The sequence below is a fragment of the Pseudomonas syringae group sp. 26L6 genome (assembly GCF_032587815.1).
Lineage (GTDB): Bacteria > Pseudomonadota > Gammaproteobacteria > Pseudomonadales > Pseudomonadaceae > Aquipseudomonas > Aquipseudomonas amygdali.
The window spans coordinates 531544-544113 of sequence record NZ_JAWHPJ010000018.1; the positions used below are offsets into that span (position 1 = coordinate 531544).

General features: G+C 59.4%; 11 protein-coding genes. 8 read left to right on the forward strand and 3 right to left on the reverse strand.

Annotated features, from left to right (window positions below):
- Positions 1-86 precede the first annotated feature (86 nt).
- Positions 87-521: a type II secretion system protein N gene (locus tag RYA97_RS09975; RefSeq protein WP_005746888.1), complete on the forward strand. Its 435-nt coding sequence runs from the start codon at positions 87-89 to the stop codon at positions 519-521.
- Between the two features lie 5 nt (positions 522-526).
- Here the strand turns inward: RYA97_RS09975 and gspI are convergent, their stop codons facing one another.
- Complete coding sequence (gene gspI / locus RYA97_RS09980; RefSeq protein ID WP_005780202.1) at positions 527-919, reverse strand: type II secretion system minor pseudopilin GspI; 393 nt, start codon at positions 917-919, stop codon at positions 527-529.
- A 168-nt stretch (positions 920-1087) separates the two neighbouring features.
- Here gspI and gspG point away from each other — a divergent pair, with 168 nt between their 5' ends.
- The 7 genes from gspG to gspF are packed head-to-tail and all read left to right on the forward strand — an operon-like array spanning position 1088 to position 9204.
- Positions 1088-1537 (forward strand): type II secretion system major pseudopilin GspG, encoded by a 450-nt coding sequence (gspG, locus tag RYA97_RS09985; RefSeq protein ID WP_010198844.1) that lies wholly within the window; start codon positions 1088-1090, stop codon positions 1535-1537.
- The gene (gene gspK / locus RYA97_RS09990; protein WP_117139396.1) at positions 1525-2520 is read left to right on the forward strand and encodes a type II secretion system minor pseudopilin GspK; all 996 of its coding nucleotides are present in this window, start codon (positions 1525-1527) and stop codon (positions 2518-2520) included. The genes gspG and gspK overlap by 13 nt, the downstream gene beginning before the upstream one ends.
- Positions 2517-3689 carry a type II secretion system protein GspL gene (gene gspL / locus RYA97_RS09995; protein ID WP_005780209.1) on the forward strand — a complete coding sequence of 391 codons (1173 nt, stop codon included), beginning with the start codon at positions 2517-2519 and terminating at the stop codon, positions 3687-3689. Before gspK ends, gspL begins: the two co-directional genes overlap by 4 nt.
- 4 nt (positions 3690-3693) lie before the next feature.
- A complete protein-coding gene (gene gspM / locus RYA97_RS10000; RefSeq protein ID WP_005746883.1) occupies positions 3694-4242 on the forward strand; it encodes a type II secretion system protein GspM in 549 nt (182 codons plus the stop codon).
- A complete protein-coding gene (gene gspD / locus RYA97_RS10005) occupies positions 4242-6578 on the forward strand; it encodes a type II secretion system secretin GspD (RefSeq protein ID WP_005780211.1) in 2337 nt (778 codons plus the stop codon). The genes gspM and gspD overlap by 1 nt, the downstream gene beginning before the upstream one ends.
- On the forward strand, positions 6575-7993 hold the full coding sequence (gene gspE, locus RYA97_RS10010) for a type II secretion system ATPase GspE (protein WP_005780213.1): 1419 nt from the start codon (positions 6575-6577) through the stop codon (positions 7991-7993). Before gspD ends, gspE begins: the two co-directional genes overlap by 4 nt.
- On the forward strand, positions 7993-9204 hold the full coding sequence (gspF, locus tag RYA97_RS10015; protein WP_005780216.1) for a type II secretion system inner membrane protein GspF: 1212 nt from the start codon (positions 7993-7995) through the stop codon (positions 9202-9204). The genes gspE and gspF overlap by 1 nt, the downstream gene beginning before the upstream one ends.
- A 102-nt stretch (positions 9205-9306) precedes the next feature.
- Here the strand turns inward: gspF and RYA97_RS10020 are convergent, their stop codons facing one another.
- Both RYA97_RS10020 and RYA97_RS10025 read right to left on the reverse strand, forming a co-directional pair.
- Positions 9307-10446 carry a polysaccharide lyase family 1 protein gene (locus RYA97_RS10020; RefSeq protein ID WP_005780218.1) on the reverse strand — a complete coding sequence of 380 codons (1140 nt, stop codon included), beginning with the start codon at positions 10444-10446 and terminating at the stop codon, positions 9307-9309.
- 337 nt (positions 10447-10783) lie between these two features.
- Positions 10784-12088 (reverse strand): sensor histidine kinase, encoded by a 1305-nt coding sequence (locus RYA97_RS10025; RefSeq protein WP_029241079.1) that lies wholly within the window; start codon positions 12086-12088, stop codon positions 10784-10786.
- Positions 12089-12570 lie beyond the last annotated feature (482 nt).

The window sequence follows — 12570 nt, forward strand, 5'->3', positions numbered from 1 at the left end:
GACGTTTGCATACGGATCAAAGCGGGGGCCAGGCATTCTGATGCAGTGATGTAGACTGCCCCGGCAGACGAACAGGAGGTTCAGTCATGGCATTTTCGTTTCATCCATTATCAGCACCGCGCCTGGTGCAATCGGCGGCCTTGATTGCAGCGCTGGCGGGTATCGCGCTCTGGTCGTCGTTGCTGCTTGCGCCCGAGCCTGTGCGCGCACCGTTGCCGGAAAGCGCCGTTCCCGCTGCCAATGTCGGCAGTCCTGCCCGACAGTGGTTCGCCAACCAGCCACTTCAGGTCCGGATCAAGGTCACCGGTGTCATGACCGGGAGCAAAGGCGCGGTGGCGATTCTCACTGTCAACGATAGACCGGCGCGCAGCTATCTGGCGGGGGAGTTGCTTGCCAAGGATGTACGTCTGGTGGCTATCGAGAGTGACGCAGTAGTGATCGAGCAGGGTACCGAGCGCACACGATTCAAGGTCGCCAGCCTGGCAGGCCTGCCGGAGTTGCCCAGCCTGCTGCGTCGTTGAAACGCTCATGGAGACTCTTTCGGCTGGCGTCGGATGGCGATAATGGTATCGAGGCGGGCCAGTGGCGGCGGTTTGTTGTCCCGCTGTAATACTCGCAGACTGACCCGCATCAACATTCCGTCTGCACTGGCTTTGAGCGTCTGTTCACAGGTCAGCGAGAGCCTGCCCTGATCGCACTTGCGGGTTGTGAAACCAGGCCTGAGCCTTGTCATCATGCGTAATTCTGCCAGTTGGTTCTGCGCCTCCAGCAACGCAATGGCGCGGTCGCGCAACACACCGTTGTTAAAGGTCATTACCCCGCTCAGGCGCGCGGCAGCCGCCATTGCCACGGCGATGATCAACAGCGCCACCAACACTTCGATCAGCGTGAAGCCTTTCTCCTTGTGCAGTTGCAGCATGGGCGCCTCCTGGCAAATCCTCCTGCTCGATACAGGCAACAACGATAGCACCGGACCAGCATCAGATTGTTCATGAATGGCTCACCATAAGGGTTGAGCAGATTTATCGTGCCCCGTCGCGGCGGTGTCTACACTGCGGGACAGATGAGGATCATCAAGGATATGGATATGGATGTCGCACGCGTCAAGCCTCGGTCTGGAGGCCGTCGCGGCCAGGACGGTTTTACCCTGATCGAAATAATGGTGGTCGTGGTTATTCTCGGCATTCTGGCCGCTGTTGTGGTGCCCAGGGTTCTTGACCGTCCGGACCAGGCGCGGGCTGCTGCTGCCCGGCAGGATATCGCGGGGCTGATGCAGGCGCTCAAGCTCTATCGCCTCGACCACGGCACTTACCCCAATCAGGCTCAGAGCCTGAAAGCTCTGGTCGAGCGGCCGGCCAACATCAACAAAAACAACTGGCGCGCCTATGTCGAGCGGCTACCCAATGATCCGTGGGGACACCCCTATCATTATCTGAACCCCGGCGTTAACAGCGAGGTGGATCTTTTTTCTCTGGGTGCCGACGGTCAGCCCGATGGCGAGGGTGTCAATGCTGATATCGGCTCATGGCAGCTCTGAACATGGCGCTGAGCACTTACCCGGCAAGCGCAATCAGGCAAGGCGGCTCGGCAATTATCAGTACCCTGCTGACCGTCGCGATTGTCGCGGTCATCGCGGCCGGTATGCTGACCCGTCAGAGTGTCATGATTCGCACGGTAGAAGCCGAGCAGTCGCGTATTCAGAACAGCGCAGCGCTGATGGCCGGGCTGGACGCGAGCCGCATGCTGTTGTGGGATTCACGTCGCAAGAGCCGGGCGACTCATCCTAGCCAAGCGTGGGCGCAGCCCCTCGGCCAGAGTCCATCCGATCGACCTGAAGAAGGTTTTCACGGACAACTGGAAGACCAGCAGGGCAAATTCAACCTGCGCAACCTGCTGCGCAATGGTCAGCTGGAAATCGGTCAACTGCGCAGTTTCGAACGCTTGTGTCAGATGATTTCCATCAGTGATGTTCTCTGCCAGAGCATCAGCCAGCGGGTGCTTGGCTCATACACACGTTTTTCGACTCCGGCAACGGGCCAGGTCAGCGGCATGTTCGCAAGCGGGCGAGAGACTTCTTCGGCGACGCGCAAGCCCATCCCGGCATCATTGGTGACACTGCGCAGCCTGGATGATCTGCAAGGGATGCAGGGTTTGAGCGATCAGGTATTGGAGCGGCTGAAACTCTACGTGTGCATTCTGCCCGCCAATACCTGGGTCAACAGCAATACAGCGAGTGCCGAGGTACTGGCAGCGGTGGTGCCCGGTTTGTCATTGCCCAGTGCGCAAACGGTGGTGGCCGAGCGCGACAGGGGACAGTGGTTTGCCTACCGTCTGGAAATCATCGCTCGCATGCAGGTGCCGACCCAGGCGGCTGACGGGCTTGAAATCGGAGTAGCAAGCGAGTGGTTTGTGTTCCGTGGCAAGGCGCGCAGAGACGGACGTCAGGCCAGCATGGAGGCCTTGCTGTATGTGCGCGATGACAGCGTGCCTCATGTTATCTGGTCGCGGATCGGCGTATGAGCCGGTTGCGGATCGCCCTGCCTGCCCTGGAGCAACTGAATCCGGAGACGCCACTGCTATTCGTCCGGCTGGACAGCCAGGGCAAGACTGTTGAAAGCGGCCTGAGCAATTTGCTGGAATTGAAGCAGGGCGGTGCACTGCAGCCGGTGGAAGCGTTTCTGCATCCACTGGACAGTCTGCTGGCCCGGATCGAAACGCCGCCGCTGACTGCGTCGCGGGTCAGAAGCGCTGCGCTGTTAGCCGCCCAGGGACTGATACTGGGCGGCAGTGAGCTGATGCACATCGCCAGCAGCCCGCGCTATCCCGACGGGGCCGTTTATCTGGGCTGGTTGCCCGCAACTGCGCTGGAACGTCTGAGCCGATTGCTGAGTCAGTCGCGTCTGTTGTTGCGCGGCCTTTACCCTGCGCCCTATGGCTTGCCTGTGCCTGCACCGGGTCAAGTCAGTGTCGTGCTGCGGGATGAGCACTGGCTGCTACGTCACAGTGCCGGGCAAGGTAGCGTGCATCCGCGGCTGACCGAGACCCCTGACGCGCGCCTGGCCAACGGCAGCGAGTTGCACCGGCTGGACGACGAGGGCACGGCAGGCCTGGAAACATCGGCTGTCCTGCTCCTGGGCGGGCCGTCACCCGGCTGGAGCCTGCATGCAGGAATAGGGGCGGCGAAAGTCAGGACATCGGGCTGGACCGCCGCATGGGTCTGCTGCGGCCTGGCTGTCGGGGTATGGGCGCTGGGCTTGAATCTGTACGCCGCTCGCGAGGCTGCCCGAGGACAGCAACTCAGGGCCGGTATGGTGCAGCGGGTCAGTCAGGCCTTTCCTCACTTGCCGGTCATTCTCAATCCTCTGCAGCAGGCCCGGCAGCAGGTGGCGGCACTTGAAAGCGGTTCAGCCACCGGCACCGACAGCGGATTCGAACAGCTGGTAAAAAGCGCCGCTGGAGCGCTGCCGTTCCTTGCAGGTAGCGTGCAGCGCCTGACCTATTCAGATGGCCGCCTGGAGCTGCAACTGTTGCCCGATAACGCCCAGCCTGCTGTTGACGATACGTTGCAGCGTTCGCTGGCGCAGGTGGGTCTGACAGCCAGTCGCGATCATCTCACCTGGACACTGAGCCAGATGCCCGATCAAGCGGCCGATGCGTCCGCTTCTACGCCGGAGAGCGACGTTGAGTAGCCGAATGTGGCAGCCATACGTTGACCGCTGGCGGCGACTGAGTGGGCGCGCGCGTGTTGTCAGGGCAGGTCTGTCGATCAGGGAGACGCGTCTACTGTCGATAGGCGCGCTGGTGTTGTGCTGCCTGGTGACGTGGTTACTGATGGTTCAGCCTGCGCTGAAGAAAATCACGTATTGGCAGGCGCAAAATCCTGTGTTGAGCGCCCAGGCCGAGACGCTCGAAACGCTGCTCAAGCAGGTGAGCGTGCCGCAGCGCCGAACAGGCCCGCAGGATCTGCAGCCAGCATTGCAGCGCAGCCTTGAAGCCTTCGGGTTGTGGTCGTATTGCCAGCTTGAGCAAGACGGTGAAGGGGCTGAGCACAGTTGGCAACTGGCGTTCGATCACGCGCCAGCCGACGCAGTGATCGGTTGGCTGCTAGAGCAGCCGCAATTGTTTTCGTTACACATCAAGGACGCCAGCCTGCAACGTGCAGGCGAAGACGCTCAGGACCTGACAGGTCATCTGTCCGGGGTTGTTCGCATGGATCAGGCGCCGAGCGCAAAGGAAGCTTAATGAAATGGTATGCCTTTACCTGCACGTTGCCCCGTCGCAGGGTTGCACCGTTTTTCCTGCTGGCGCTGAGCGCTTGCAGCACCACATCGCCCGCGCCGCCTGGGCTGGTAGAGAGCGAGCTGGGTCAACCGCTGGCCAGAACCTTACCCGTCCGCGATGCACATGATCGCCAGCGCGCGCAACCGGGCGTCGCGCCAGGACAGAAACACACGTTGTCGAACACCGCTCGCGGCCATATGCCAGCCCGCAGGACAGGGGCTGCGCAAGGCGCGCTGGGTGATCAGCTCATACAACTGAATTTTGTCGAGGCCGATATTCAATCGGTCGTGCGGGCGCTGTCACGTTCCACAGGCCAGCAGTTTTTGCTGGACCCAAAAGTCACGGGCACGCTGACGCTGGTCAGCGAAGGGTCGGTGCCGGCCTCTCAGGCTTATGAAATGCTGATGGCAGCTTTGCGCATGCAGGGTTTCAGTGTGGTGGATGTCGGCGGCGTGGCTCACGTCGTGCCTGAAGCCGATGCCAGACTGCTCGGCGGTCCTGTTTACAGTGCCGACAAACCTTCCGGGAACGGCATGCTGACCCGTACGTTTCGCTTGCAGTACGAAAATGCGGTCAATCTGATTCCGGTGCTGCGGCCTATCGTTTCGCCGAACAACCCGATCAACGCCTATCCCGGCAATAACACCATTGTCGTCACCGACTACGCCGATAACCTGGTGCGAGTGGCGCAGATCATCGACGGTATCGACACGCCCAGTGCCATCGATACTGACGTGGTGACCGTGCACAACGGTATCGCTGTAGACATCGCCAGTATGGTCAGCGAGTTGCTGGATACCCAGGGCGGCGACGCGACCCAGAAGATCAGTGTGATTGGCGACCCCCGCTCCAACGCCATCATTATCCGTGCTGGCAGCCCGGAGCGTACCGAGCTGGCGCGCAACCTGATCTACAAGCTGGACAACGCCCAGAGCAACCCAAGCAATCTGCATGTTGTGTACCTGCGCAATGCCCAGGCGGGAAAGCTGGCCCAGGCTTTGCGGGGCTTGCTGACCGGTGAAAGTGACAGCGGTGCCAGGGATACCACCCGGGCGATGCTCAGTGGCATGGGCAGCACCGGTAACAAGAACGACGCGCAAGGTAACAGCAGCGCAGGCTCTGTCTCCGGGACCATAGCCAGCAGCGGTTATGGCCAGAGTAGCGCGTCGCCTTCTGTTGCCACTGCCGGTAGTCAGCAAGCCGAACAGAACACCGCGTTCAGTGCCGCAGGGGTGACCATCCAGGCTGATGCGACCACCAACACTCTGTTGATTTCCGCTCCGGAGCCGCTGTATCGCAACTTGCGTGAAGTCATTGATCAACTGGATCAGCGCCGTGCTCAAGTGGTGATCGAAAGCCTGATTGTCGAGGTCAGCGAGGACGATGCGAACCAGTTCGGCGTGCAGTGGCAGACCGGCAACCTGAATGGCAGCGGCGGCTTTGGCGGGGTCAACCTTGGCGGCAGCGGTTTGAATACCAGTGGCAGTACCAGCATTGATGTGCTTCCCCCAGGCTTGAATGTCGGCGTGGTGAGGGGCGCGGTGACCATTCCGGGCATTGGCGAAGTGCTGGATTTGAAGGTGCTCGCGCGCGCCCTGAAGAGCAAGGGTGGCAGCAACGTGCTGTCCACGCCCAACCTGCTGACGCTGGACAACGAGGCGGCCAGTATCTTCGTCGGCCAGACCATCCCGTTTGTCACCGGCAGTTATGTAACGGGCGGTGGCGGCACCAGCAACAATCCGTTCCAGACGGTTCAGCGCGAAGAAGTCGGCTTGAAACTGAATGTCAGGCCGCAGATTTCCGAAGGCGGTACGGTCAAGCTGGACATCTATCAGGAAGTCAGCAACGTCGATCAGCGCGCCTCACTGGCGTCAGGCACCGTCACCAATAAGCGCGCTATCGATACCAGCATCCTGCTGGACGACGGGCAGATCATGGTGCTGGGCGGCCTGCTTCAGGACGGGTACAACCAGAGCGATGAAGCGGTGCCCTGGCTGTCGAGGATTCCGCTTCTCGGCGTACTGTTTCGAAACGAAGCGCGTTCGACCAGAAAAACCAATCTGATGGTCTTCCTGCGTCCCTACATCATTCGTGACAGCGGCACAGGGCGCAACATCACGTTGAACCGTTACGAATTCATGCGCCGCGCACAGGGTAATTTGCGTCCCGAGCGTAACTGGATGCTGCCGGACATGCAGGCGCCGCAGTTGCCCTCTGCGGCAAAGGCGATTCCTGACCTACAGCCTGCTGCCGGTCAGATGCCGCGGGCGGTCATTCGCGCAGTGCCTGTGCCATGAGTGCGCTGCCTTATGCCTGGGCCAGAGCGCAACGCATTCTCTTGCGTGAGACTGACGAGGGTGTGCTGCTGGTCGTCTGCGACGCTACTCCCGGCTGGGCAATCAATGAGGCCCGGCGGCAGTTCGGTCCGGCGCGTCTGGAACAGGTTGGCACGCATCAACTGGAGGGGCTTCTGGCCGCAGCCTACGCCGATACCGGCAGCGCGGCGGCGGTGGTGGGCGCTGCAGAAAACGACGCTGACCTGAACCGGCTCATGCAGGATATTCCGGAAATCACCGACCTGCTGGATGCTCAGGACGGTGCCCCGGTGATTCGCATGATCAATGCACTGCTGACCCAGGCGGCTCGCGACGAGGCCAGCGATATTCATATCGAACCCTACGAAAGCCATTCGGTGGTGCGCTATAGGGTCGATGGCAGCCTGCGCGATGTAGTATCGCCGCGCAAGGCGTTGCATGGCTCGCTGGTGTCACGCATCAAGATCATGGCCCAGCTGGATATCGCCGAAAAGCGCCTGCCTCAGGATGGTCGAATCGCCTTGCGCGTGGCCGGTCGGCCCATCGACATTCGCGTCTCGACCGTGCCTACCGGCCACGGTGAAAGGGTGGTAATGCGCCTGCTCGACAAACAGGCCGGTCGTCTGCGTCTCGAGACACTGGGCATGGCCCCTGATGTGCTGGCCAGACTCGACAACCTGATACGCCAACCCCATGGCATTGTGCTGGTCACAGGGCCCACCGGCAGTGGCAAGACCACCAGTCTTTATGCCGCGTTGGCACGGCTGGATGCCAGCACCAGCAATATCCTGACCGTGGAGGACCCGGTGGAATACGACCTGCCGGGTATCAGTCAGATTCAGGTCAACAGCAAAATCGACATGACTTTCGCCCTGGCGTTGCGCGCGATTCTGCGTCAGGACCCGGACATCATCATGATCGGTGAAATCCGTGATCTGGAAACCGCCCAGATCGCGGTGCAGGCATCACTGACCGGGCATTTGGTGCTGGCCACCTTGCACACCAATGACTCGGTATCGGCGATCAACAGGCTTGTCGACATGGGCGTCGAGCCCTTTCTCCTTGCGTCTTCTCTGCTTGGCGTGCTGGCGCAGCGCCTGGTACGCCGTCTGTGCCCACAGTGCAGACAACCCGACCCGTCTGCATCCGGCTGCTGGCGCCCGCAGGGGTGTGAGCGCTGTAGCGGCACCGGTTACAGCGGCCGCACCGGCATTCATGAGCTGTTCTGTATTGATGATGATGTGCGCAGTCTGATCCATCAAGGTGCCGATATGCAGGCACTGAGGGGGGCGGCGCGCAATGCCGGCATGGTCAGCATGCGCGAGGATGGCCAGCGCTGGGTTCGCGATGGCACCACAGCTCCGGAAGAAATCATTCGTGTGACACGGGACGCTTGATGAGCCGCTATCACTATGAAGCTGCCGATGCGCAGGGCAGGATCGAATCCGGCCATCTGGACGCTGACAGTCAGGACGCCGTGATGGCTGATCTGCGCCAGCGGGGGCTGACTGCATTGCAGGTAAAGATCGACAGCCAGACCAGCAGTCATGGGGCAGGTGGGCTGTTCAGTATGCGCCTTTCGGACGCTGACCTTGCCTCGGTGACCCGACAACTGGCAAGCCTGCTGAGTGCCGGGCTGCCGCTGGATGAAGCATTGGGGGCCACGGTCGAGCAGGCCGAACGCCAACACATTATTCAGACCCTGAGCGCGATACGCACCGATGTTCGCAGTGGCATGCGTCTGGCCGAAGCGCTGGCCGCCCGCCCCAGAGACTTTCCGGACATTTACCGGGCCTTGATCGGGGCGGGGGAGGAGTCCGGCGACCTGGCGCGGGTCATGGAGCGACTGGCCGATTACATAGAAGAGCGCAATGGCCTGAGAGGCAAGATTCTCACGGCGTTCATCTACCCCGGCGTAGTGGGGCTGGTCTCGATTGCCATCGTGATTTTTCTGCTGAGCTACGTAGTGCCCCAGATAGTCAGTGCGTTTTCTCAGGCGCGTCAGGACCTGCCCGGTTTGACACTGGCCATGCTGGCCGCGAGTGATTTCATCCGTGCCTGGGGCCTGGTGTGTCTGGGCGTATTGCTGGCGGCGTTGTGGGGCTGGCGAATTTGTCTACGCAACCCGGCTACGCGCCTGAGATGGCACAGCCAGATCCTGCGCTTGCCCTTGATCGGTCGATTCGTACTGGGGCTGAACACCGCACGCTTTGCATCGACCCTGGCGATTCTCGGTGCTGCCGGTGTGCCCTTGCTGCGGGCGCTGGACGCAGCGCGTCAGACCCTGTCCAACGATCGCCTCAGTCTGGCGGTGAGCGAAGCCACGTCCAGGGTCCGCGAAGGCGTCAACCTGGCGGTGGCACTGCGGATGGAAAAGGTCTTTCCGCCGCTGCTGATTCACCTGATTGCCAGCGGCGAAAAAACCGGGTCGTTACCGCCGATGCTTGATCGTGCTGCGCAGACCCTTTCCCGCGATATCGAGCGCCGCGCCCTGGGCATGACTGCGCTGCTCGAACCCTTAATGATCGTGATCATGGGCGGCGTAGTGCTGGTGATCGTTATGGCTGTGATGTTGCCGATCATCGAAATCAATCAACTGGTCAATTGAGGGGTGCGATCCTGATGAAGGCTGACTCTTCGTCCGGCGATAACCTGCTCAATAAAAGACCCTCATTGAGAGGGTCTTTTATCGTCCTGTACAACCTGCGTATCAGATTTTGCCAGCGCCGGCCTTGGCCTTGACGTCGGCCGCAACCTTGTCAGCCGCCAGAGGGGTGTAGCTGTACGGTGGGGTCCAGCCAATACTGGTGCTCCAGGAACAGCTGATGACGCTGCCGTTTACCAGCGACCCGCTATCACGGTAGACACTGCCGCCATAGTCGGCCGCAACCTTGCTGCAACCACTGATGCCGCTGATATCGAGCACATTGCGCTCAGAGAAGATTTTCGAACCTTTACCGACGCCCTGGGCATACACAAACGGGTAGACCTTATGGCTGGTACTTCCAGTGTGGTAGTTGTTGTAAAGATGAACCTGACCAAACCGCACACGCGGCCCGCGAGAGGAAATATTCTCGAACAACGAGTTGTGAATGGTCACCTTCAGTTTGCCGTCATCGGTTGTTTTACTGTCACTTGAACCGATCAGGTTATTCTTTTCGTGATTCCGGAACACGGAATACGAGATGGTGACATAGTTGGCGCCGTTCTTGACGTCCAGTGCGCCATCATGGTGTTGTTTTGGACGACCATTGGCCGTGCCATTCTGATCATCGGTACGACGGCCGTCGGTAAACGTCACATGATCTATCCATACATTGCTGGCACCTTCGACCGTCAGACCGTCGTACTCCGAGTTCCAGTTGCCGGCGTTGCCATCTTCCGGGTCCCAGACCGGTTCCGGGTCCCAGGGGTTTTCAATGGTCAGGTTGCGAATGATGACGTCGTTTTCCTTCGCGTAGAAAAACCCTTCCCTTATCTCGGCACTGCTGGAGGTGCCGACAATCGTGGTTTTGCCGGGGATGTCCAGGCGGGCGCGCTGCTTCATATCAGAGGTTTTGGTGTACGGTTTGCCGTCGCTGACATCAATAACCCCTGTCACCTTGATGATCCGGCCGTTGCTGCCTGCCGACGCAGCCAGTGCGGCTTTCAGCTCGGCGGCGTTTTTCACCATATAAATGTTATTCGCTGCTGCCCTTGAACCACCCTTGGTGCCCCCGTTTTGAGTAGCCCAACCGGTAGTAGCAACATCGGTGGCGATATCGGCGTGGGCAGACAGGCTGACAGACAATAGCGATACAAGAATGCCGCCCGTCAATGCGAGCGGCGTTAAACCATGAGGCTTCAACATATAATCTATTCCTTGATTAATGTGTGTACAACGTGCAGTTATTGCAACTGCGTATCCCACAGCAAACATCCTGTTGCCAAGGCAGTAGCGCAAACAGAATGTTTGCTGTTGATTGAATATAGTCGTGAATCGGAAAGCGCCATTGTTGTGTGTGTATTTTTTTGTAAAAGAGAACCCACGCTGTTTATTTTTTACAGGCATCTAACGCGCAATAAGTACATTGCTATTGTCGCCATGATGGTAATGTAATTCATGAGGTGAATGCGTCTGATGCGGCCTTGTTATTCATCTAATGAATAACAAGGCCGCGTCAGACGTCCGTGAAGTAGTGGGGCGCTTAATTCGTTGAATTGATCGGACCCAGTATTCTCAGATAGAGATGCACGGTCGTCCCGTTTTCAGGTGCTGTTTCGACGCGTGCGCCTCCGCCTGCGTTCACCGCAAACTCCTGCACCTGAACAAGGCCCAGGCCGGCACCTGGTTCGGAGCGTCTGGTGGTGAAGAAGGGTTCGAATATCTGTTCCTTGAGATCGGCGGCCATGCCTGGGCCATTATCAGCCACGCTGAGTACCAGGTAGTCGCCTTCCGGCAATCGTGGGTCTTCCTTGACTGACTCCAGTCGAGTGGCGATATGTACCTTGCCAGACCCTGACATTGCATCACGGGCGTTGGCCAAGAGGTTCAATACGGCGGCGTGCAACTGCGCTTCGGCGCACAGGACGCCCCAGCCCTGGGCGCTAAGGTCGAACGACAGTTCCAGATTGTCGCCTGCCGAGCGCAATAACAGATCACGGGCGGCATCGATCCGTTCGCTGACATCGATGCAGATCAGTTCGGGGCCGTCCTGACGAACGCTATCGAGCAAACGGGTGACCAATTGTCGACCGTGATCCACAGCTCGCAGGCCGGTGTCACTGAGCGTCTCGACATCAGCTGGGCGGCGCGAGCGCATGCGGACAAGTTGCAGGCTGGCGCTCAGCGCCTGGAGCAGGTTGTTGAAGTCGTGGGCGATGCTCGCTGTGAGCATTCCCAATGACGACACTCGCTGTGACTCGCGCAGATTGCGTTCAACGGCCAGGCTTTGACTCTGTGCGCTTTCGAGTCCCAGGGCCAGTTCTGCGGCATGTTGGTCGCGTTGTTGTGTAAGCAGGCGATATTGCATCAAGGCTGCGGTCTGGCGGGCCAGTGCCAGCAGGGCCAGACGTTGTTGTTCGGTCAGAACACGCGGCCAGATATCGATTATACACACCGTGCCCAGCGCATGGCCCGTGTCGGTGCGAATCGGTGCGCCTGCATAAAACCGGATATAAGGAGGGCCCAGCACCAGCGGGCTTTCTCTGAAGCGGGGGTCGGTGGTTGCATCTTCTACGACCAGCACATCGGAAGGTTGCAGGATTGCGTGTGCGCAGAAGGCCAGATCGCGATGGGTTTCCTTGACGTCCAGGCCGATGCAGGCCTTGAACCACTGGCGTTCCCGGTCAACCAGCGAGACCAGGGCGATAGGCGCGTCGCACAGCGTGGTAGCGAGCAGCACAATGTCGTCGAAGTCCTGCTCGGGAGCGCTGTCCAGTATCCTGAGATGCTCAAGAGACAGGACTCGTTCTTCTTCGTTGGCAGGAAGTGGCGCAGGGTGGTGGGTCATGGGGCGCACCGCGATCAGATGAGATAAGGTCTTATGATGCCTATGATTTATACAGGGCAGCAAGGTACACAGCGTATAAATGCACGCGATCCGGCCGGACGCGTCAGGCTTCAGTTCTGTGCCTGCCGCGAACGCTGAACCGTCCAGCGCGTCGACAGCCGTTACACGATAGCTCAACTGTACCGCCTTCGTTGCCGGTCTTGATCGGGTTCTCGCGTTTTGCCGTGAATGCTCATTGGCGGCCTGGGCAATGAACCCGGTCAGTTGGAATCGTGGGTTTAAAGAAGGTTTCATGTAGCGTTATTAGTAGGAGACGTATAATAGCTATAAAAGTACATTCGTAATAAGAAGTCTGCGGGTGTTGGCAATGCGTGTCCGGCATCCGTAAGTAGTTTGCTTGTAACTTATTGTGCCCATAGTGTGCCTGTTGTGTAATAAACTGCCTGGCGATTTTTGCGTGGGCAAAGATCGTTGGTTAATCA

Coding starts and splice junctions, on each gene's coding strand:
- RYA97_RS09975 (WP_005746888.1), top strand. CDS start 87: ATGGCATTTTCGTTTCATCCATTATCAGCACCGCGCCTGGTGCAATCG.
- gspI (WP_005780202.1), bottom strand. CDS start 919: ATGCTGCAACTGCACAAGGAGAAAGGCTTCACGCTGATCGAAGTGTTG.
- gspG (WP_010198844.1), top strand. CDS start 1,088: ATGGATGTCGCACGCGTCAAGCCTCGGTCTGGAGGCCGTCGCGGCCAG.
- gspK (WP_117139396.1), top strand. CDS start 1,525: ATGGCAGCTCTGAACATGGCGCTGAGCACTTACCCGGCAAGCGCAATC.
- gspL (WP_005780209.1), top strand. CDS start 2,517: ATGAGCCGGTTGCGGATCGCCCTGCCTGCCCTGGAGCAACTGAATCCG.
- gspM (WP_005746883.1), top strand. CDS start 3,694: ATGTGGCAGCCATACGTTGACCGCTGGCGGCGACTGAGTGGGCGCGCG.
- gspD (WP_005780211.1), top strand. CDS start 4,242: ATGAAATGGTATGCCTTTACCTGCACGTTGCCCCGTCGCAGGGTTGCA.
- gspE (WP_005780213.1), top strand. CDS start 6,575: ATGAGTGCGCTGCCTTATGCCTGGGCCAGAGCGCAACGCATTCTCTTG.
- gspF (WP_005780216.1), top strand. CDS start 7,993: ATGAGCCGCTATCACTATGAAGCTGCCGATGCGCAGGGCAGGATCGAA.
- RYA97_RS10020 (WP_005780218.1), bottom strand. CDS start 10,446: ATGTTGAAGCCTCATGGTTTAACGCCGCTCGCATTGACGGGCGGCATT.
- RYA97_RS10025 (WP_029241079.1), bottom strand. CDS start 12,088: ATGACCCACCACCCTGCGCCACTTCCTGCCAACGAAGAAGAACGAGTC.